Raw genomic sequence first — 21,657 nt, 5'->3', positions numbered from 1 at the left:
CTCACGGGCGCAGCCCCTCCAGGTAGCTGGCGACCCCGTCCTCGTCGTTGCTGGGCAGGACGTGGTCGGCGAGGGCCAGGACTTCCGGTAGTGCGTTGGACGGGCACAGCGCCGTGCCCGCCCACGTCAGCATCGGGACGTCGTTGATGGCGTCCCCGGCGACGGCGACCTCGTCCGTCGAGATCCCGTCGACCGCGCAGAGCTCGGCGAGGGCGCTCGCCTTGGACACGCCGGACGCCGCCATCTCGACGTACGGCGCACCGGAATGCGTCAGTTCGACGCCCTCGACGCCGGCGGCCACCGCCGCCCGGTACAGGTCCGCGCTGGGAACCTCGGGGTGCCGGGCGACGATCTTCACCATCGGCTCGTCGATATCGGGCAGCAGTTCCGACAGCATCATCTCGTGCGGATGCCGGTGGTGGTCGGCGAACTCGCACAGTGCCGCGTACGCCGGTTCGGCGACGAAGCGCGTCGCGCCGATGTTCGCGAACACGACACCGGGCATCAGCGTCCGCACCCGGTCCATCGCCGCCGCGGCCGACGCCATCGCGATGGTCGTCGTCGCCGTGATCACCGGGGTGCCGTCGGCCAGGTCGAGGACCACCGCCCCGTTCGCGCAGATCGCCTTGCCGCGGAATCCGCACGACTGCGCGAGTTCGTGCACCGAATGCCGGGCACGGGCCGTGGCCCACACCACCTCGACCCCCGACCGTCGCGCATCCTCCATCGCCTGCGCGGTGCGCGGGGAGATCGTGCGGTCCGATCTCAGCAGGGTGCCGTCGAGGTCCGTCGCCAGTAGCCGAATTCGGGTCACCTCCGCATGATGCCAGGCGGCGCATGTACCCCTCACGACCCCATCGCAGTCGATAGCCTGGACAGCATGAGTCCTCGAGTACCCAGCATCGTGCTGAATTCCGGAACCATCGTCCCCCAACTCGGCTTGGGGGTCTGGCAGGCCGACAACGACGAGACCGAACACGCCGTCGGATTCGCCCTGGACGAGGCGGGCTACCGGCACATCGACACGGCCGCCGCATACGGCAACGAGGAAGGTGTGGGCCGCGGGATCGCGAACTCGGGCGTCGCCCGCGAAGACATCTTTCTCACCACCAAGTTGTGGAACTCCGATCAGGGCTACGAGCCGGCGTTGAAAGCGTTCGACGCCAGCCTCGGACGTCTCGGCGTCGAGTACGTCGACCTGTACCTGATCCATTGGCCGCTGCAGGACGACGACCGCATCCTCCGCACGTGGGATGCGCTGGAGAAGATCGCCGAGTCCGGTCGCGCGAAGGCGATCGGTGTGTGCAATTTCGAACCGCGCCACCTGCAGTTGCTGATCGACCGGGGCGGCGTCGTCCCGGCGGTCGATCAGGTGGAGTTGCACCCGCACCTGGCGCAGCAGGAGATTCGGAATTACGCCGTCGACCATGGCATCGCCGTCGAATCGTGGAGCCCGCTCGGCGGCACCAGCAACTCGGGGTGGGGCGACGACTCGAAGCCGAACGTCCTGCTCACCGATCCGATCATCACCCGCATCGGCGACCGGCACAGCAAGTCCGCAGCCCAGGTGCTGATCCGCTGGCACCTGCAGAGCGGGCTGATCGTCATCCCCAAGTCGGTCCACGAGTCGCGGATCCGCGAGAACATCGACGTGTTCGATTTCGAACTCAGCGAGCAGGACCTCAGCGAGATCGAGACGATGGACGACGGCGCCCGCGTCGGCGCACACCCGGACGAGTTGAACATCGGCGCCCCGGAATAGGCGGCTTCGCCGCCCGTGCGCGGTCAGCGAGTCCAGAGACTCCTTAACCACTCACGGGCGCGGAGCGCCTACAGCTTCACCGGCATCCCCTCGAGCCCGGACACGAAGTTGGCGGGACGACGCCGCAGCGGGGTGTCGTCGACGAGCATCATGTCGGGCAGCCGCGACAGTAGTTGCTCGAACATGATCTTCGCTTCGAGCCGGGCGAGTTGGTTGCCGAGGCAGAAGTGGGTGCCGAAGCCGAATGCGACGTGCGGGTTCGGGGACCGTCCGATGTCGAACACGTCGGGGTTGTGGAATTCCGCCTCGTCGAAGTTGGCGGATTCGAAGAGCAGCATCATCTTCTCGCCCTCGTGCAGGGCGGTTCCGAAGAAGTCGACGTCGCGGGTGACGGTGCGGCACATGTTCTTGATCGGCGACGACCAGCGCAGCATCTCCTCGACCGCAGTGGGGATGCCGCCGGGGTCGTTCACCAGGCGCGCCTGCTGTTCGGGGTGGCGCAGCAGTTGTTCCATGCCGCCGCTGAGGACGTGCCGGGTGGTCTCGTCGCCGCCGATGAGGATCAGCAGGGTTTCGCCGACGACGTCCGCGTCGCTCAGCCGGTGCCCGTCGATCTCGCTGTGCACGAGGATGCTGGTGAGGTCGTCCGTCGGGTTCTGCCGCCGTTCCTCGATGGCGCGGAGCGTGAATTCGTTGAATGCCAGGTAGGCGTTGGCCTGTGCCTGCAGTCCTTCCGGGGTGGCGTTGCTGCCGAGCGCGTTCATCAGGTCGTCGGACCACTGCAGGAACAGGTCGCGTTCCTGAGGGCGCACGCCGAGCATGTCGCCGACGACGGCCATGGGCAGCGGCGCCGCCAGATCGCGCACGAAGTCCACGTCCTCCTTGTCGCACGCGGCGTCGATGAGGTGGTCGCAGATCTCGCGGATCCGGCCGACCTTCGCCTCGACCTTTTTGCGGGTGAAGCCGGCGTTGACGAGGCGGCGATGCTGCAGGTGCTGGGGGTCGTCCATGTCGATCATCTGGGGCAGCGGGCCCACCCCGGGCCGGATTCCGCCCGCGTTCGAGAACAACTCCGGATCGCGTTCGGCGGCCAGGACGGCCTCGTACGACGCGGCGCCGAGGATGCCGTCTGCCCGGTACACCGGTTCGTGGGCGCGCATCCAGGCGTATGCCTGCCGGGGGTCGCCGAGTTCGCCCGAGTAGAACCGTCCGTCGATGAGATCGAATTCCGGCCTGTCCGTCATCGAGACGCTCCTCCGCATTGAATCCCGCCGTTCGTGCCCCGACAATAGAACGTGTTCCTACTATGACGCAGTGGTATAGCGGCAGTTTTCACAGATCCTCGGCTCGAAAATTGACACGAGTTCTATTACCTGGAGGTGTGCGTGGTTACCAACGACGGCAGCAGCGGGCTCGCGAAGACGTCCGTGCTCGTCACCGGCGGCGGCAGTGGCATCGGGCTGGGCATCGCCACCGCGCTGGCCGCCGAGGGCGTCCACGTCACAATCTGCGGTCGGAACGAGGAGAAGCTGGCACGCGCGGCGCGGCAGATCAGCGCCGACAACCCCGCGGGGACGGTCGACGCGGTGACGGCCGACGTCACGAACGAGGACGACGTCGTCCGCGCGGTCGCGAAGGCGAGCGAACGCACCGGTCGGCTCGACGGCGTCGTCACCTGCGCGGGCGGCAACGAAACGGTCGGGCCCGTGACCCAACTCGACGTCGACGCCTGGCGCAGAACCGTCGACCTCAACGTCACCGGCACGATGCTGACGATCAAGCACGCCGCCCGGGCTCTGGTCGCCGGGGGCGGCGGTTCCATCGTCACCATCTCCTCGATCGCGAGCAGCAACACGCACCGCTGGTTCGGCGCGTACGGCCCGTCGAAGGCGGGTGTCGACAACCTGACGCGACTCGCCGCCGACGAACTCGGGGCCAGCAACGTCCGCGTCAACTGCATCCGCCCCGGACTCACCCGCACCGACCTCGTCGCGCTCATCACCGACGGCGGACCCGTCCTGGACGACTACCTGGCCAACACCCCGATCTCACGGGTCGGCGAGGTCACCGACATCGCCGCGCTCGCCAAGTTCCTCCTCGGCCCCGACTCCACCTGGATCACGGGTCAGATCATCAACGTCGACGGCGGGCAGATGCTGCGGCGCGGCCCCGACTTCGGGTCGATGTTCGAGCCCATGTTCGGCGCCGACGGCCTGCGCGGGGTGGTCGCGCCGTGACGTCGCACCAGGTTCTGGGCAAGCAGGTCGACATGCCCGTGGAGATCCGGGCCGCGTCGGCGTTCACGGCGATGTATTCGGTGCCGACCGCCGCGGCCCAGTCGCTGATCGACTCCACCGGACTGGAGATCCTGCAGTTCCGGCCCGGGCGCGGTGTGTGCGTGCTGGTGTTCGTCGACTACGTGGACGGCGACCTCGGCCCGTACAACGAATTCGGGGTGTCGTTCCTCGTCCGCGACCACCGGGCCGCCGGGACCTCGGTCCCGCAGGATCTGAAGGCGCTGGCCCAGGGCCGGGCCGGTGCGCTGATCCACCACCTGCCGGTCGACGGCGACTTCACCCTGGCCGCCGGCCGCGGCATCTGGGGCTTCCCGAAGGTCCTCGCCCATTTCGACGTCGACCACTCCGGGTCCGTCAAACGCGGATCGGTGAGTCAGGGCGGTCGACTGATCGCCCAGCTGAGCGTCAAACAGGGCGTGCCGGTGCCGAGGTCGGGCGCGAGCGCGTCGCTCGCCGCCTATTCGCACCTCGACGGACTCACCCGGTTCACCACCTGGGACATGAGCCCGACCGGCGTCCGCTCCCGGCCCGGTGGCGCGGAACTGAAACTGGGCAGCCACCCGATCGCCGACGAACTGCGGTCGCTGGGACTTCCGAAGCGCGCGCTGCTGACGTCGTCGATTCCCGACCTGAGGATGACGTTCGGGGACGCGCAGCCCGTCTGACAGGTGAGTGGCGAAGTGTGCCCCGACACGCTTTGCCGCTCACATGGGGTACGGTACTGGACGCTTGACCAATTCGTGGTGCCCCGGGGGGGCTGCCGCCGAAAGGACATCGGTAGTGCAGATCAAACGACGCAGCGTGCTCGTGGGCGCGGCCCTGACTCCGGCGGTCGCGGCGCTCGGTTCCGGCCGGGCCGCCGGAGATCCCGACGACACCGGCGAATTCCTCGTCGGCGTCGGCATTTCCGACGCCACCGGACCGGTCGCCGACGTCGGGATGATGGGGTACTCCAGCTTCGAGCAACGCGCGGAGGGCTTGCACCAGCGAACCCGTGCCCGGGCGTTCGTGTTCGCCGAATCCGGCGGTGCGCAGCGCGTGGTGTACGTGTGCGCCGACGTCTGCATGATCTTCCAGTCCGTCCACGACGCCGTGCTCGCCCGGCTCGCACAGGTCTACGGCGACCTCTACACCGAACGCAACGTGATGCTCACGGCCGTCCACTCCCACGCCGCGTGTGGCGGCGCATCGCACGACTACGCGTACAACCTCGCCGTGCTCGGCCACAACGCTCAGGTGTTCGACGCCGAGGTCGGCGGCATCGTCGAGGCGATCACCGCCGCGCACGATTCCCTCGCGCCCGGTTCGCTGTCCTACGGTCGCACGAACTGACCGACGCCAGCGTCAACCGTTCACGAGTCGCATTCGACCGCAACCCCGCCGAAGACACGGACTACTATCCACTCGGCATCGACACTTCGATGCGGGTGCTGCGAATCACGCAGGGCGGCAGGGACGTCGGCGCCATCAACTGGTTCCCGACTCACGGCGCTTCGCTCACCAACACGAACCATCTGATTTCGGGCGACAACAAGGGTGCGGCCGCCTACTTCTGGGAACACGACCACGAGGGCGTCCGTTACCTCGACGGCACACCGCAGTTCGTCGCCGCGTTCCCGCAGACGAACACCGGCGACATGTCCCCCAACCTCGACCTCCGGCCCGGCCACGGGCCCACCGATGACGAGTTCGAGAACACCCGCATCATCGGACAGCGGCAGGTCGAGGCCGCGCGCACCGCGTGGTCATCGGCGTCGGCAAACGTCACCGGCGGTGTCGACAGTCGAATCATGTACCTCGACATGGCGAATCAGGAGGTCGGCGGCGAGTTCACGCCCGACGGCCGCACGTACCGGACGTCGCCCGCCTGCATCGGGGCCGCCATGAGCGCCGGCAGCACCGAGGACGGTCCGGCCATCCCGATCTTCCCCGAGGGCACCACCAACCCGCTCGTCGACGCGCTCGGCGGGATGGACGCCCCGATCCCGCAGTGGCTGCAGGACGCGCAGGCCCCGAAACTCGTGCTGGTGGCTGTGGGCCCGCTGCCACCGGACGGCTGGGTTTCGCACGTGCTGAAGATCCAGATCCTGCGCCTCGGCGGGGTGTATGTCGTGGGCGGTCCCGCGGAGTTCACGATCGTGGCCGGGTTGCGGATCCGCCGCACCGTCGCCGAAAGACTCGGTGTCCCTCTGGAGAACGTGATCTTCCAGGGTTACGCGAATTCGTATGCGAGTTACTGCACCACCCCGCAGGAGTACGACGCGCAGCAGTACGAAGGCGGGTCGACCCTGTTCGGCCGGTACACGCTGCCCGCGTACCAGCAGGGATTCGCGACGCTCGCCGACGCGCTGCGCACCGGCAGCGATGTCCCGCGCGGTCCGGCGCCCCGCGACCTGTCGCGGTTCCAGCCGTATTTCGGCCCCGGCGTCGACCACGACGAGCCACCCGCCGGCAGCGCCTTCGGCGACACACTCACCCAGCCGGCCACGAAAACAGCTCCGGGCCAACAGGTCACCGTCGAGTTCGTCACCGGACACCCGCGCAACAACCCGCGCCGTGGGGGAACGTTCTTCGAGATTCAGCGTCTGAGCGGAGACGGCTGGCTCCGGCACGCCGACGACGGCGACTGGTCGACCAAGTACCACTGGACGCGCACCGAGCCCCACCGGTCGGTCGCGCGCATCACGTGGGACGTTCCACCCGGAACGCCCGCAGGCCGATACCGGGTGCAGCACTACGGCGACAGCCGGAACGCGGCGGGAGTGATCACCTCCTTCACCGGGACGTCGAACGACTTCGACGTCGAGTAGCCGCCCGGACCCCGATTGTCCTGGACGCTAGGACAGGTCGAGCGCGGTCGCCACGTCGAGGAAATGCCGGATCGCCGGGATCTGTTGCCGGTCGGCGCGATACGCGACCGACACCGTCGACACCGCCTGGGCGTCGGAGAGTGCGACGTACCGCAGGTCCGGGAGGTGCAGGGCCCGGAGGCTGGCCGGAACGATGGTGACTCCGGTGTTCGCCGCCACCAACCCGAGGAGGGTGGGAAACTGGACGGCCTCCTGCGCGGCCTCCAGCCGGAAGCCCGCGTGATGACACAGGGCGGCGATGTGGTCGTACAGTCGCGACACCTGACCGCGCGGAAACGTGAGGAACCGTTCGTCGCGCAATTCCACGAGCCGCACCGACTCCCGGTCGGCGAACGGATGGGACGAGTGCATCGCCACCAGCAGAGGCTCGCGGGTCAGCGGCCGGACCACGATGCCCTCCGCCCTGTCGACTTCGCGGACCAGCCCGATGTCGAGGATGCCGTCCGCGATCGCCGACAGCTGGCGGTCGGTCGTCGACTCGGACAGTTCCACCTGAACTCCGGGCCACTGCTTCTGCAGGGCCAGCACGGTCGCGGGGACGATCCGCAGCGCCGCGGAACTGACGAATCCGATGCGGAGCAGTCCCACCTCCCCGTGCGCGACCTGTTCCACCGCGGCGAGCGCGTGATCGGCTTCCGCCAGGACGCGCCTGCCCTCGTCCAGGAGGACCCGGCCCGCGTCGGTGAGCTCGACGCGTCGCGTCGTGCGCTCGAACAGGGTGGTGCCCAGTTCTTTCTCGAACTTGCTGATCTGTTGACTGAGCGCGGGCTGCGCGATGTGCAGGCGTTCGGCGGCGCGCCTGAAGTTCATCTCCTCGGCCACCGTGACGAAGTATCGAAGCTGCCGCAGTTCCACCCGATTGATACTTGCAACTTATCAGTCGGTTGACAATAGGTACTTCTGCACCGTGGGCGCCGGGCCTAGCGTTGAGGGCACCGAATTACCAGCCCTTCGAGGAGTCAGCAGTGGAGCACCATCTCACCGCACCAGACACGGACACCCGTCTCCGCCACCTGATCGGCGGCGAGTGGGTGGACGGCGACGGTCCGGTCGCAGCGACGACGAACCCGGCCGACGAGACGGTCGTCGCGGAATACCATCCGGCCGACAGCCGGCTCCTCGACGCGGCGGTGGCCGCCGCGGTGACGGCACGCCGCGAGTGGGACGACCGCGGAATCATCGCGCGCGGACTCATCCTCCGCCGGGCGGCCGAGATCCTCGCCGAGCGTGCCGACGCGGTCGCCGAACTCATGACCCGGGAGCAGGGCAAGACGCTTCCCGAATCGCGGGCCGAGGTGGGAGCCACCGTCGAGACCCTGCACTACCACGCGGCGCAGGCACGCAATGCCGACGGCGCCACCTTCCCCTCGTCTCATCCCGACGAGGTGATCCGCACGGTCCGCAGCCCGCTCGGTGTGGTCGCCGCGATCACCCCGTGGAACTTCCCGCTGCAGATTCCGGCGTGGAAACTGGCGCCGGCACTGTTGTGGGGCAACACAGTCGTCTGGAAACCAGCCAGCGACACGGTGGCGGTGGCCGCCGCCTTCGCCGAAGTCCTTGCCGCGGCCGGTGTTCCGGCCGGTGTCCTCAACATGATCCTGGGCCCCGGGTCGATCGGCGCCGAACTGGTGGCGCGGGAGGAGATCTCGGGAGTCACCTTCACCGGCTCGGTTCCGGTGGGCAGGTCGATCCAGGCCGCCGCGGTTCCGCGCGGCGCGAAGGTGCAGATGGAACTCGGCGGGCACAACGCGGCGATCGTGCTCCCCGACGTCGATCCGCGCGAAGCAGCGGCGGTCCTGATCGCCGGGGCGATGGGAAGCAGCGGCCAGAAATGCACGGCGACAAGGAGGATCATCGCCGTCGGCGACGCCTACGACGACCTCGTGCCCGAACTCGTCGCACGGGTCGAGGAATTGGTCGTCGGCGACGGGAAGGCCCCCGCGTCGCAGATCGGCCCGCTCGTCTCCGCCCGCGCCGCAAAGGAAGTGAGGGCCGCGATCGACCAGGCGCTGTCCGAGGGCGCCGAACTGCTGGGGTCCGCACCACTCCCCACCTCGGGTGCGGCGTTCGTGGCCCCGACGCTGCTCGCCGGCACGACCGCGCTGACCATCAGCCGCGAAGAGGTGTTCGGACCGGTCACCCTCGTCCTGCGCGCGCGCGACCTCGACGAGGCCATCGACCTCGCGAACGCGACGTCGTTCGGTCTCACCGCCGCGGTCTTCACGTGCGACGAGCGGGCTGCCCGCCGCTGCATCCGGGACCTCGACGCCGGCCTGGTCAAGGTCAACGCACCCAACACCGGGTCCGAACTGCACGCTCCCTTCGGCGGACTCAAGGATTCGTCGTTCCCCGCTCCCCGTGAGCAGAATGCGGCGACGAGCGCCGAGTTCTTCACGTGGAGCAAGATCGCCTACTCCCGCACCGGAACACCGAGGAGCGAGGCATGAGACCGACCGAATTGCTGCGGCGGACGCAGACGTCCGCCCGGTCGCCCGAACAGGTTCTGGACCCGGCCGACATGGGGGCCGCCCGCTACACCCGGCACAGCTTCGCCCGATCATTCCTCAGAACCGCGGCCGCCGAGAACTGGCGGGTCGACCGCGAGCGGTGGGACCTCGACGCCGACGGCCGCGGCGAGGTCGTGTACCGCGTCGTGATCGGCGGGCGGGAGGTGAGATTCGTCGTGTTCTCGACGACCCTCGCCGAGAGCGACCGCACCGACCGCGTCATCGCAAAGGCCTGGGACGTCACCGCGGCCCTGATCGAAGGGCCGCTCACCGAGAGTCGTTCGAGCGCACTGCGAGTGCAGGTACCGCGGCAGGAAGAAGGCCGGGCGGACGACAGCACCCTCATCTGGACCCGCGCGAACCGCAGTGCACGGTTCTTCGACTACGTCGCCGACCGGCTGTCCGTGGGCGGTCAACCGGACATCGCGACGATGGGCGACGCCGCCTACATCCTGCGGAGCACCGCGTTCTACAGCAACGGAAAGTTCGGCCTCGCAGATTTCGATCGGCTCGGTGCCGACCATCCCCTGCGACTGCCCTACCGGGCGCACATGCTGACCGCCTGGTTGCTGCGTGAATTCAGCTACGACCTGGTCGAGCACTGTGCCCGGGCACGAAACCCGCGAGCGGCGAGGCTCTCCGGAGATTGGCGACGCTATCTCGGGCTCGGCAACGCGACCGGTCTCGGCATGGTGCCCTACGTCGTCAATCATCCGCAGGTACTCGACGCCTGGTGCGCCACCCGCGAACTGCCCCTCGCCCATGCGCTGGCGCAGACGACCACGCCCGGCGATCCGCGGATCCACCTCGCCCGCGACCTGCTCGACCGGGCCGCGCTCTATTTCGCCGAGCGAGCTGACATGCCGACCGCGCCGTTCGTCACCTGCGGCGAACTCGCCTCCCAAGTCGACGTGCTTCGCGGTGTGCTGTCCGTGTACATCGTCTCCGGGACCGTCGACGGGGCGCCGACCGACCATGCCTGGCAGGCGCTGCACGACCGCGCCGCGTCGATCGGCACGGAGGCCCGCGGAGTGATGGACTCCGTGATCGTCGAGGTCCATCCCGAACTCGACACCGAGGTCGAGGAATTGCTGTGCTGCGATCAGCGGCTGGCCGTCGAGCCTGCGCAGACCTGCGCCCAGCTCCGGGCCGTCCTCCGGGACCACTACGCGTGGGTGCAGCGGTTCGACTTCGACGACCCCGACGAGCAGGCCCATTTCTGGTTCTCGTCGGAGAACAACGAGGAGCCGCGCCGGGGACGCCGCGGTGTCGATCCGGGCGAGCACGTCGAGCATCCGATCGATGTCGCCCGGTCCGTGGCCGCCCTGGAACGCGCTCTGCAATCCGCCCGTGACGAGGACGCTGTCGCCGCGTTTCTCGTCGAACATCCGCGGCACCGCGGCATCGTCGCCCGCGTCCAGACGCTCACCGACATCCCGTACGCGGAGGCCCGCGACAACCTGCTCGCCCGGAACTTTTTGCCCCTGAATCTGCAGCGCTTCCAACTGGCGATGTACGGGATGGACAACTACATGCCGCAATCGACCGACTGGCTCCGGGTGACCCTCTATTCGGGAGCCCCACGGGCCGAGGACGTCGCCGCCGGGGTGGACGACGACTGGATCTTCACCCGCAAGCCGCGAAAGGACGCCTAGTGCACACGCTCACACACTCCGACCTGCTGGTGGTGGACGGCCTTCAAATCAATAACTGGGACCGGAAGGTCCTCGAGGAACTGCGCGCCGGTGGTGTCACCGGGGTGAACGCCACCTGCGCGGTGTGGGACGGTCCGGCCGACACGCTCGGCGCCGTCGCACAGTGGTATCAGCTCGCCGCCGACAACGACGACATCGTCACCCTCGCGGAAACCTCCGACGACATTCGCAACGCGAAGCGGGACAACCGGATCGCCGTGTTGCTCGGGTTCCAGAATTCGTCCCCGTTCGGGGACGACTATCGCATGGTGGAGATCTTCCACCGACTGGGGGTGCGCGTCGCGCAGCTCACGTACAACATTCAGAACCTGGCGGGCGGCGCCTGCTACGACGAACACGACTCTGGACTCACCGCGTTCGGGCGCATCATGATTGCGGAGATGAATCGGGTCGGCATGCTCGTCGATCTCTCCCACGTCGGGAACCGCACCTGCCTGGACGCGATCGACGCATCGCGCACGCCCGTCGCGATCACCCATTCGAACCCGACCTGGTTCGTCGACAGTCCCCGCAACAAACCGGACGAGGTCATCGATGCGCTGGCCGCACGCGGCGGTGTGATCGGCTGCTGCCTCTACCCGAACGTCCTGGGAGGGGAAGCGACGTCCAGCGCGGATTTCGCGGTCATGGTCGCGCGGCTCGTCGACCAGATCGGTCCCGACCACGTCGCGATCGGCAGTGACTGCACCCGCAACTGGTCGGAGGACTATGTCGCGTGGTTGCGGAACGGTCGCTGGCGACCGCCCAGCCAGAATCCCGTCGAACCCGAGTGGCCGATGTGGCCGAACTGGTTCTCGGGACCGGCGGACTTCCCGGTTCTCACCGAATGCCTCCAGAAGGTCGGCCTCGACGACGCGACCATCGCGAAGATCCTCGGCGAGAACTGGTTGCGGATCTTCGACGACGTCTTCCCCGGACTGCCCGAATCACAGGAACGCCGATGACCGACATGCTCACCCACACTCTCGAAGACGACACCGCTCTCCCGCCGGGAAACCGAATCAGGCTGGCGGTACGGGAGGTTCGCGAGACGGCGTTCCGCGCCCTCTACGCCGCGGGCGTCAGCGCGGGCGAAGCCGGTGGCGCGGCCGACGTCGTGACGGCGATGCAACTCCACGCCCGCAACGGCATCGACACGCTCCTGGCGACGATCGCCGAACTCGAGTCACCGGCCGGGGCCGCCGATGTCACGCTGACGAGAAGCCCGGAAGTCGACATCGTCGACCGGTCACCGCGGAGCGCCCTGCTCACGGGTCCCCTGGCGGTCGATCTGGCCCTGTCGCAGTCTCGTCCGGTTCTTCTGCCCCGGATCGTCGATCACGACGCCGCCGCCTGGTACGCCCTGCACGCCGTCTCCCGGTCCGGTGCCACGCTGTGCCTCGTCGCGCTCGACGACGGTGGGCACCCGGCCGACGCGACCGTCGTGACGGGGGCGGGCGACATGTACCGCGACGTCGCCGTCGCGGCGCTCACCACCGGCGTACCGGCCACCGGCGCGGGAACGCTCCTCCGGACCGCACCGCCCGCTGCACACCTGTCCCGTCCCGTCCACACCGCCGCCGAACGCGAGACGCGTTACCGCCACGCCGTGTCCTACGGCGTGTTCGTCGACGCCGCGACGTGGTCGCGCGCCTACGAACTCGGCAGGCGATTCCTCGTCCCGGAGGCACATTCGTGACTGATCAGCGTGAACTCGTCCCACATCCTGCCGGCACCGAGCGACCGTACGCGCGGGCGGCGGTGTTCGCCGGCACCATCTGGGCCTGCGGGCAGATCCCCACCACCGCGGACGGACGGACCCCGACCGCGATCGGCGACCAGGTCCGGGTTGCGCTCGACAATCTGGAGGCCACCCTCCACGCTGCGGGCGGTGGCCTGCACACCCTCCTGAAGGCCACGGTGTACCTGGCCGACCTGTCGGAGTTCGACGAATACAACACCGCGTATCTGGCCCGGCTGAACGGCATTCCCCTGCCGCCGCGGACGACTGTCGAGGTTGCTCGGTTCCGCGGCGACAAGCGAATCGAGATCGACGGAATCGCGGCCGTCGACCCCGCGAATTGATAAGCACAGAGCATGAATTGGTAGGCGATTGGTAATTCCGCGCCGCCAATTCTCTTCCTACTGTGGCAGCAACCACATCACGTGGGGACACACCCTCAAGCCCGCACCCCGATGGGATTCCTCAGATGAACCTCGACACCACCGTCACCGCCCGATCGGGCGTCACACTGGACAGCGCCACGCTCAACGGCTTTCATGCCAAACTCGCCCTCTTCTCCTCGGGCGGCCCCTTCCTCGACGGCTACATCCTCAGCATCATCGGCATCGCGATGGTGCAGATCCAGGCACAGTGGGACATGAGCGCACTGTGGGCCGGCCTCATCGGATCCTCCGCGCTCATCGGGGTGTTCCTCGGTGGGGCCGTGTTCGGTGCGGTGACCGATCGGATCGGCCGGAAGTTGATGTACACCATCGACCTGATCGTGATCATCGTCTGCTCGGTGCTGCAGTTCTTCGCCGCGGACGAGATGCAATTGTTCATACTGCGCTTGATCATCGGCATCGCGGTCGGCGCCGACTATCCGATCGCCACCGCGCTGGTGACGGAATTCGCGCCGAAGGCGTGGCGCGCCAAACTCGTCGGCGGCCTCAACGCCATGTGGTTCGTCGGTGCAACGGCGGCCGCGTTCGTCGGATACCTGCTGCTCAGCAACCCCGACGGATGGAAGTGGATGCTGCTCTCCTCCGCGGTTCCCGCCACCCTGATCGTCGTCGCACGCACGAGCATCCCCGAGTCTCCCCGATGGCTGCTGAGCAAGGGGCGGTCCGACGAGGCACTGACCGTGCTGCAAAAGACGATCGGGGCGGATGCCACGCTGGACGACCTGCCCGACGAAGAGGGAAGCACGTCCATCCGCGGATTGATGCGCGGCGGATACCTGAAGCGCGTCGTGTTCATCTCGATCTTCTGGACGTGCACGATCGTGACACTGTTCGCCATCTACGCTTTCGGCCCGCAGATCCTCGAACTCTTCAACCTCGGTTCCGGAAATCTCGCCCACATCGGATACGGCCTCATCAACCTGTTCTTCCTGATCGGCAATGTCGTCGCACTGCTCCTCGTCGATCGGCTGGGACGACGGCCGATCCTGATCTGGGGTTTCGTGCTCTCCGGCCTCGGACTGCTGTTCCTCGCGATCGAACCGGACGCGGGCCTGTGGGTGATCGCATTCGCGTTCGCGATCTATGCGCTCTTCAACGGCGGACCCTCCATCCTCGAATGGATCTACCCCAACGAACTGTTCCCCACCGAGGTACGGGCGACCGCTGTCGGCCTGTGCACGGGAATCAGCCGGATCGGTGCGGCGATCGGCACGTTCGCCACCCCGTGGGCGCTGTCGAACCTCGGACTCTCCGCGACGATGTACATCGCCGCGGGCATCGCCGGAGTGGGCGCACTCGTCAGCTTCCTCATGGCCCCGGAGACTCGGGGAACGGACCTGAGCGACGCGGCGTCACTGCGCTGAGTTCTCCCCGAACACGCCGCTGCTGCCGGGCGCCAGTCCCCGGCGGCAGCGGCGCTTCCATGTCCCCGCTCACACCGGCCGCGCGGTGTCTTCCGCACCACATGTCTTTCGCGCCACATATTCTCTGCACGCCAACGCATTTCACGATCGACCGTCACATCACCGACCGTGCGAGGAAACCGCTTCGCAATACGGCGGGATGACAGTGGGTGCATGAACGATCCCGTGAGAGAACCCGGAGTTCACGTCAACGCGTGCGAGGCGTGCGGCCGGCTTCCGCATCCCCGCCGCGTTCGGCTGGCGCTGGCGAAGCTGTGCGCCGTGTTTCCCGTCGAGCTGTTGCTCCATGCCTTGGTCATTCATTTCCACGTCTCCTATCTGATCACCGTCGCGGTTCTCACCGTCACCACGACCGTGTTGGTGATCTGGGTGGTCGAGCCGTCGGCGATGCGGCTCCTGGGCGGGTGGCTGCACGGTCCCGCGGACGGTAAGCACGGCCACCTCGCGACCGGACAGTGGCTCTGGCGCATCCGCGTCCGGGTGAGCGATCGCCCGGGACAGCTGGAATCGCTGGCCCGCAACCTCGCGGAGCTGGACGCCAACATCCTGACCGTGCACGTCCATCACCTGGACGGCGGTTCACTCGACGAATTGATCGTCGGGGCGTGCCGGGACACGTCGCCCGAGGCACTGTCCAATGCCGTTCGCGCAGGCGGCGGTCACGATGTCGGCATCTGGCCGGCGTCGGCCCTCTCCCTGATCGACGGCCAGACCAAGGCGTTGACGTTGGCGTCGCGGGTGGTGGCCGATCCGTCCGAACTTCCCCTGTCGATCGCGGAACTCCTCGGGGCCCAGTACATCGATGTGCGTGTGAGCGACGTTCCCGCCACGGCGGCGAGTGTCGAGATCCCGTCGGGTGATGAGCTGCTCGTCTTCGTGCGGTCGGCGGACGAGCCGTTCACGCCGGCCGAGATCGCCCGGGCCCGCCGCCTCGGCGAACTGGCGCAGAAGGCCCGGGAGATGGCGGTGTAACGCCCGCAAGGACGGTCATTCGCACACAATTGCACCCCAACACGAGCCGACTTCCGTGACAGATCGTCAATGTGTTTGACATACTTGAACTAATGACTACCCGGACAATGTTTCACGGCTCTCACAAGGATGCGATCTCGATGCGAGATAACCAGTCCGCAGCCTCCGCCTTGCAACTCTACTGCGCCTTTCGACACCAGCATCCGCGCAGCGTGATGCCCTCCGACTACGTCACCGACTGCGGTTTCCGACTCGGACGTTGGCAGGATCGTCAGCGCGTGGCCCGCATGCTGGGCACCCTGCCGCCCCAACGCATCCAGCAACTCGACGCGATCGGCTTCCTGTGGAGCGATGACGCCGTCCCGCTTCCGGCCGTGTCACCGGCCGACAGCAAGCGGCGACGAATGCTCACCGCCATCGCCGCCTACCGCGAAGAGCACGGCAACGCACTCGTTCCCGCGAACTACGTCACCGCCGACGGAGAACAGGTGGGCCAGTGGCTCTATCGAGCGGTGAAGAAGTGGCGGGCCGACGCGCTGCCGGACGAAGAGCGTCGCCCACTCGTCGTGCTCGGTGTCTCCCCCGGTCCACGCCCACGAGGGCCGCGGACCTCGGCTTCGCACGTCGGATAGGCATTCCGCCGTTCGAGACAGTCACGGACCGGTCATGCTGTTTCCGTCGAAGAGCGGGTACTTGCACTACCTGCCTCACGGTTTCGAACCCGTTCAGGTGGCGGGCTTCTCCCGCCGGCGGCGTCGACGCAGGATGAGTTGCAGCTCGAGGAGCAGGCGATCGGAGGCGTACTGGAGATCCACCCCGACGATTTCCTCGACGCGGCGGATCCGGTATCGCAGGGTGTTCGGATGCACCTGCACGGCCGCCGCGGCGCTGCGGACGTCGCCGTAATACGCGAGGTAACTCTCGGCGCTCTCGCTTAGGTTCGACGCGTGTGTGGTGTCGTACTCGAACAGGGCATCCAATCGTGGATCGTGAAGTTCGGGAAGGTGGCGGCGCTGCCGTCGAGGACCCGGTCGACCTCGGTCCGCGCGCCGGCGACGTGCCCGAGATCCGTGACCGGGACGGCGATCGCCGCCCGGAGGACGATCGACCGTTTCGTTTCGAACTGGTCGACGAGTTGCCGGGTCCAGGCGGCGACGGTGTTCGCCGATGTGTAGCGCGGCAACAGCACATACGCGCGGTCGCCGATGATGGTGGCCACCGAATCGCGGCTGAAGGAACTGGCGTGCAGGCGCAGCATGCTGCCCGATTCCGCGAAGTCGCCGATCGGCGCTGCCGTGTCCGTGGCGGTCGGAGCGAACCCGACGACAGCGGCCGGACCGGTCACCGGCAGATTCAGGGCACTGGCCACCGACGGGACGTCCACCCCTCCCCCGCGCGCACCGAACAGCCGTTGGATCAGCAACGCCTCCGTGGACGGGGCGTTGAGGGTGCGTGAGATGATCCGCGCGGCAATGGCCGACGCGCCCCGCAGCACGTCGGCCGAATCGGGCACCAGGGGTGTATCGCCCTGCTGCACCCAGATCGACCCGAGCAGCCGGGACACGCTCGCCCCCTCGGTGGTTTCCCGGATGCTGACCACCAGCCGCCGCTTGGTACCGAGCTTCGGGTGTGCCGGGACGTCGATGACCTCGTCGCTCTTGCGAAGCCGGTCGAACACGCCCCATTTCTGCAGCACGCGCAGATAGTCCCGCGGTCCCTCGCGGCCGAGGATCGACAGCATCCGCAACTCGTCTGCCGACTCGTCGGACGACGAATACGCCAGCACGCGCGACTGCGCGTCCTCGATCGACACCATCCCGCCCGAATTCTGGGCGACGATCTGGGCGAGTCCGAACAAGTCGGTGTCGGTGGCCAGCAGTTCCTGGTCTCCCAGACCGGCCTGCCGCCGACGGGAACGGTCCAGCATGCGCTGCACCAAGGGAAACACATGGTCCCACCGAGCCCTCGGGTGCACGGCCACCAGCGCGACACCGGCGCGGCGAGCCGCGGCCTGAAGGGCGCGCGCGTCGACTGCCGTTTTCGACATCACTGCGCGCGGTCGCTGTCCCGGTGGCCGCTGCGCAACGCGATCGAACCAGCGCACCGCCTCGGCCTTGCCGACCCCGACGTGCATCAGCAGGTCCGGCAGCGGAGATTGCGATTCGATCTCGGCGGCCAGATCGGTGCCGTCGACGAGCGCGGCTGATTCGAGGACGACGTCGTCACCGGCGGGAGCCTCAACCAATTCGACGACGGCGGTATCGAGAGCACTGAGAAGCTCACGCAGAGTGATGATCTCGACATCATCCGATGCCTTGGTCGGCCGTCCTCGCCGCCACATCCCGTAGGAGGTTTTCATGGACGCCGTCACCACCACCCCGCAGCCCGTCAACGAGCCGGTGGGGTCGTTCACGCCGGGCAGCGCGGAGCGGGCGCGACTGCAGGCGAAGCTGGCCGAACTCGGGTCGAATCCGACGGAGATCCACCACGTGATCGGCGGAGCGCACCGCCGCGGCGCCGGACCGGCCATCGACGTCGTCCAGCCGCACCGGCATTCGGCGGTACTGGGCACCTTCACCAACGCCGGCACACAGGACATCCAGGACGCCGTCGCCGCGGCCACCGCCGCGGCCCCGGCCTGGCGGGCGCTGTCGTTCGAGGACCGCGCCGCGGTGTTCCTCCGCGCCGCCGACCTACTGTCCGGACCCTGGCGCGAAACACTCGCCGCCGCAACCATGCTCGGCCAGTCCAAGACCGCATACCAGGCCGAGATCGACACCCCGTGCGAACTCATCGACTTCTGGCGGTTCAACGTCCACTTCGCCCGCCAGATCCTCGCCGACCAGCCGATCTCCTCCCCCGGCGTCTGGAACAAACTCGAATACCGCCCCCTCGAGGGCTTCGTCTACGCCATCACCCCGTTCAACTTCACCGCCATCGCCGGCAACCTGCCCACCGCGCCCGCCCTGATGGGCAACACGGTGGTGTGGAAGCCGTCGCAGACACAGGCCGTCGCCGCGTACTGGACGATGAAGCTGCTCGAGGCCGCCGGCCTGCCGCCCGGTGTGATCAACCTCGTCAACGGCCCCGGCGCCGCCGTCTCCGACGTCGTTCTCGCCGACCCCCGGCTCGCGGGAATCCACTTCACCGGTTCCACCGCCACGTTCCAGCACCTGTGGCGCCAGGTCGGCAACAACATCTCGAACTACCACTCCTACCCGCGGCTGGTCGGCGAAACCGGCGGCAAGGACTTCGTCCTCGCCCACAGCTCCGCCAACCCCGACACCCTCACCACCGCCCTGATCCGCGGCGCCTTCGACTACCAGGGCCAGAAGTGCTCCGCCGCCTCCCGCGCGTTCGTCCCGAAATCGGTGTGGGCGAAAATGGGCAACGCCCTCATCGACAAAGTGTCCGACCTGAAATACGGCGACGTCACCGACTTCTCGAACTTCGGTGGCGCCGTCATCGACAAGCGGGCCTTCGACCGCAACGCCGACGCCCTCGCCCGCGCCAAGGCCACCCCCAGCCTGACCATCGCCGCCGGCGGCCACGTCGACGACAGCGTCGGCTACTTCGTCGACCCCACCGTCCTGCTCGGCGACGACCCCACCGACGACGCGTTCCGCACCGAATACTTCGGACCGATCCTGGCCGTCCACGTCTACGACGACTCCGCCGCCGGATCGTTCGAGAAGGTCCTCGACCTCGTCGACAAGGGCTCGAAGTATGCGCTGACCGGGTCGATCATCGCCGACGACCGCACCGCGATCGCCCAGGCCACCGACGACCTGCGGTTCGCCGCCGGCAACTTCTACATCAACGACAAGCCCACCGGCGCCGTCGTCGGACAGCAACCCTTCGGCGGTGCCCGCGCCTCGGGCACCAACGACAAGGCCGGCTCCCCACAAAACCTCCTCCGCTGGGCCTCCGCCCGCACCATCAAGGAAACATTCGTCCCCGCCACCGACCACCGCTACCCGCACCAGGGCGCCGACACCTCGAAGGACATCTGATGGCATTCGCAAACCTGTTGCGGCCGGTCCTGCTCGCCGCCGCCCGCTCGCCTCGGATGGAACGCACCGTCACCAAGATCCCGGTGACCCGCAACCTCGTCGACCGGTTCGTCGCCGGCGAAACCGAAGACCAGGCCGTCACCGCGTCCACGGGCATCCTCGGCTCCGGCCGCTACATCACCATCGACTACCTCGGCGAGGACACCACCGATGCGGCGCAGGCCGACGCCACCGTGTCGCACTACCTCACCCTGCTGTCCTCGCTGGCGCAATTCGCACCCGCCGGTGCGCACACCGGTGAGCCGCGCTACATCGAGGTCTCACTCAAGCTCTCCGCGCTCGGTCAGTTCCTGCCCCGGGACGGGCACAAGGTCGCGCTCGAGAACGCCCACAAGATCTGCACCGCCGCCGAGCGGCCAGGGGTATCCGATGGTCGCCTCCCACGACCCCGCCATGGTCAATGCAGCGCTGCAATACGCCGAGTCCAAGGGCCGCACCGTCGACGACTTCGAACTCCAGATGCTCTACGGCATCCGGGACACCGAACAACTGCGGCTCATCGACGAGCAGCAGCACCTGCGGGTCTACCTCCCCTACGGCGAGCAGTGGTACGGCTACTTCATGCGCCGCCTCGCCGAACGCCCCGCCAACCTGGCGTTCTTTCTCCGCTCGCTGGCATCGACGAAGTAGGCCGAGACCACACCAATAAATTAGGTTAGGTTTACTTCGTGATAACGTTCACGCGCTTCCTCGCGTGCACGTGCTGATCGCTCATTTCGTTCGACGGCCGGGATCGACGCCCGAGTGAGGCGCTGATCCTGGACGAACAGAAAGCATGACGAGCGTGAGAACATCCGTGGGCCGAATCGGCCTCGTGGCCATCACTGCAGTACTGGCGAGCACCCTGGCCGCCTGTGGGCAATCCGAAACCGTCGACGACGCCGGCACCGCCGGGGCCGGCGAGGGCAGCACGAGCTACCCCCTCGTCCTCGACAACTGCGGACAGCAGGTCACCGTCGACGCCGCACCGCAGCGGGTGGTGTCACTGGACCAGGGTTCGACCGAAATCCTGCTGTCGCTCGGCCTCGCCGACCGGCTGGTGGGCACGGCGTCGTGGACGGACCCGATCCGCGAGAATCTCGCGGAGGCCAACGCGTCGGTGCCGCGGCTCGCGGACAACGCCCCGACCTACGAGGTGGTCCTCGACGCCGATCCCGACTTCGTGACGGCGTCGTTCGGCCGGCATTTCAAGCAGGGCGGCGTGGCGGAGCGCACCCGGTTCGCCGAGACCGGAGTCGAGTCGTACCTCTCTCCCACCGACTGCGACAACGGGGTCAGCATCAACGGCGGCGGCACACGCACGAACCCGCTGACGATGGACGCGCTGTACCAGGAAATCGGTGAGCTCGCGGCGGTGTTCGACGTGACCGAGCGCGGCACACAGCTGATCGACGAATTGAAAGAACGAGAAGCCGCCGCACTGGCGTCCATCGAGAAGTCGACTGCGTCGACGGCATTCTGGTTCGCCGACACCAAGAGTCCGTACGTGGCCGGCGGTCTGGGGTCCGCGAGCCTCCTCGCCCGCTCCGTCGGTGCCACCAACGTCTTCTCCGACCTCACCGACGACTGGTCGCCCGTGGGCTGGGAGATCGTGGTGGAACGGAACCCGGACGTCCTGATCCTCGGCGACCTGCTCCGCAACCGCTTCCCCGGCGACCTGCTGGCGGACAAGATCGCCTTCCTCGAATCCGATCCGGTGACGCAGAACCTCGACGCGGTGCGCAACAAGCGGTACATCGCCCTGCACGGCGCCGAGATGAACCCGTCCATCCGCGCGGTCGACGGCCTCGAGAAGGTCGCTGCCGGCCTGCGCGATCAGAAGGTCCCGTCCTGACCGCCACCCTCGACCACCCCGACACCGGTGTCCCCGC

Annotated in this window: 16 protein-coding genes and 3 pseudogenes; 15 read left to right on the top strand and 4 right to left on the bottom strand. The window is 67.8% G+C overall.

The annotated features are described in order from the left end of the window. Position 1 precedes the first annotated feature (1 nt). Positions 2–814, bottom strand: a complete 813-nt coding sequence (locus P3H15_RS12180) for an HAD family hydrolase (protein ID WP_276137462.1) — start codon at positions 812–814, stop codon at positions 2–4. 66 nt (positions 815–880) lie between these two features. Here P3H15_RS12180 and P3H15_RS12175 point away from each other — a divergent pair, with 66 nt between their 5' ends. Further along, on the top strand, positions 881–1,762 hold the full coding sequence (locus P3H15_RS12175; RefSeq protein WP_276137461.1) for an aldo/keto reductase: 882 nt from the start codon (positions 881–883) through the stop codon (positions 1,760–1,762). Between the two features lie 68 nt (positions 1,763–1,830). On the opposite strand, the gene P3H15_RS12170 is transcribed toward P3H15_RS12175, so the two are convergent. Then, complete coding sequence (locus P3H15_RS12170) at positions 1,831–3,006, bottom strand: cytochrome P450 (protein ID WP_276137460.1); 1,176 nt, start codon at positions 3,004–3,006, stop codon at positions 1,831–1,833. 141 nt (positions 3,007–3,147) lie between these two features. On the opposite strand from P3H15_RS12170, the gene P3H15_RS12165 reads away from it, so the two are divergent. The 3 genes and pseudogenes from P3H15_RS12165 to P3H15_RS12155 all read left to right on the top strand — a co-directional run bounded on the left by P3H15_RS12165 (position 3,148) and on the right by P3H15_RS12155 (position 6,869). Next, positions 3,148–3,999: an SDR family oxidoreductase gene (locus P3H15_RS12165; protein ID WP_276137459.1), complete on the top strand. Its 852-nt coding sequence runs from the start codon at positions 3,148–3,150 to the stop codon at positions 3,997–3,999. Continuing rightward, complete coding sequence (locus P3H15_RS12160; protein ID WP_276137458.1) at positions 3,996–4,724, top strand: acetoacetate decarboxylase family protein; 729 nt, start codon at positions 3,996–3,998, stop codon at positions 4,722–4,724. The genes P3H15_RS12165 and P3H15_RS12160 overlap by 4 nt, the downstream gene beginning before the upstream one ends. A 115-nt stretch (positions 4,725–4,839) precedes the next feature. After that, positions 4,840–6,869: pseudogene (locus P3H15_RS12155) on the top strand (neutral/alkaline ceramidase). Between the two features lie 27 nt (positions 6,870–6,896). On the opposite strand, the gene P3H15_RS12150 reads toward P3H15_RS12155, so the two are convergent. Beyond that, positions 6,897–7,784 (bottom strand): LysR family transcriptional regulator, encoded by an 888-nt coding sequence (locus tag P3H15_RS12150; protein WP_276137457.1) that lies wholly within the window; start codon positions 7,782–7,784, stop codon positions 6,897–6,899. Positions 7,785–7,894: 110 nt separating this feature from the next. Here P3H15_RS12150 and P3H15_RS12145 point away from each other — a divergent pair, with 110 nt between their 5' ends. From P3H15_RS12145 to P3H15_RS12110, 8 genes are all read left to right on the top strand, one after another. After that, on the top strand, positions 7,895–9,376 hold the full coding sequence (locus P3H15_RS12145; protein WP_276137456.1) for an aldehyde dehydrogenase family protein: 1,482 nt from the start codon (positions 7,895–7,897) through the stop codon (positions 9,374–9,376). Next, positions 9,373–11,091: a hypothetical protein gene (locus P3H15_RS12140; RefSeq protein WP_276137455.1), complete on the top strand. Its 1,719-nt coding sequence runs from the start codon at positions 9,373–9,375 to the stop codon at positions 11,089–11,091. Before P3H15_RS12145 ends, P3H15_RS12140 begins: the two co-directional genes overlap by 4 nt. Continuing rightward, a complete protein-coding gene (locus tag P3H15_RS12135) occupies positions 11,091–12,095 on the top strand; it encodes a membrane dipeptidase (protein WP_276137454.1) in 1,005 nt (334 codons plus the stop codon). The genes P3H15_RS12140 and P3H15_RS12135 overlap by 1 nt, the downstream gene beginning before the upstream one ends. Continuing rightward, complete coding sequence (locus tag P3H15_RS12130; protein ID WP_276137453.1) at positions 12,092–12,829, top strand: hypothetical protein; 738 nt, start codon at positions 12,092–12,094, stop codon at positions 12,827–12,829. Before P3H15_RS12135 ends, P3H15_RS12130 begins: the two co-directional genes overlap by 4 nt. Next, a complete protein-coding gene (locus tag P3H15_RS12125) occupies positions 12,826–13,215 on the top strand; it encodes a RidA family protein (RefSeq protein WP_276137452.1) in 390 nt (129 codons plus the stop codon). Before P3H15_RS12130 ends, P3H15_RS12125 begins: the two co-directional genes overlap by 4 nt. 125 nt (positions 13,216–13,340) lie before the next feature. Further along, positions 13,341–14,681, top strand: a complete 1,341-nt coding sequence (locus P3H15_RS12120) for an MFS transporter (protein WP_276137451.1) — start codon at positions 13,341–13,343, stop codon at positions 14,679–14,681. Positions 14,682–14,894: 213 nt separating this feature from the next. Next, positions 14,895–15,713: an amino acid-binding protein gene (locus P3H15_RS12115; RefSeq protein ID WP_276137450.1), complete on the top strand. Its 819-nt coding sequence runs from the start codon at positions 14,895–14,897 to the stop codon at positions 15,711–15,713. Positions 15,714–15,853: 140 nt separating this feature from the next. Next, complete coding sequence (locus P3H15_RS12110) at positions 15,854–16,345, top strand: helicase associated domain-containing protein (protein WP_072939043.1); 492 nt, start codon at positions 15,854–15,856, stop codon at positions 16,343–16,345. A 93-nt stretch (positions 16,346–16,438) separates the two neighbouring features. Here the strand turns inward: P3H15_RS12110 and P3H15_RS12105 are convergent. Then, positions 16,439–18,054: pseudogene (locus P3H15_RS12105) on the bottom strand (PucR family transcriptional regulator). A gap of 16 nt (positions 18,055–18,070) precedes the next feature. On the opposite strand from P3H15_RS12105, the gene pruA reads away from it, so the two are divergent. The 3 genes and pseudogenes from pruA to P3H15_RS12090 all read left to right on the top strand — a co-directional run bounded on the left by pruA (position 18,071) and on the right by P3H15_RS12090 (position 21,620). Continuing rightward, positions 18,071–19,726: an L-glutamate gamma-semialdehyde dehydrogenase gene (pruA, locus tag P3H15_RS12100; RefSeq protein ID WP_276137449.1), complete on the top strand. Its 1,656-nt coding sequence runs from the start codon at positions 18,071–18,073 to the stop codon at positions 19,724–19,726. Beyond that, positions 19,726–20,416 (top strand): annotated as a pseudogene (locus P3H15_RS12095) (proline dehydrogenase family protein). Before pruA ends, P3H15_RS12095 begins: the two are co-directional and overlap by 1 nt. A gap of 154 nt (positions 20,417–20,570) precedes the next feature. Then, entirely contained in the window at positions 20,571–21,620 is a 1,050-nt protein-coding gene (locus P3H15_RS12090; protein ID WP_276137448.1) for an ABC transporter substrate-binding protein, read from the top strand. The last annotated feature ends 37 nt before the right edge of the window (positions 21,621–21,657 follow it).

This window comes from Rhodococcus sp. T2V (assembly GCF_029269925.1).
Lineage (GTDB): Bacteria > Actinomycetota > Actinomycetes > Mycobacteriales > Mycobacteriaceae > Rhodococcus_F > Rhodococcus_F koreensis.
This window is presented reverse-complemented; position numbering and strand designations above follow the sequence as displayed.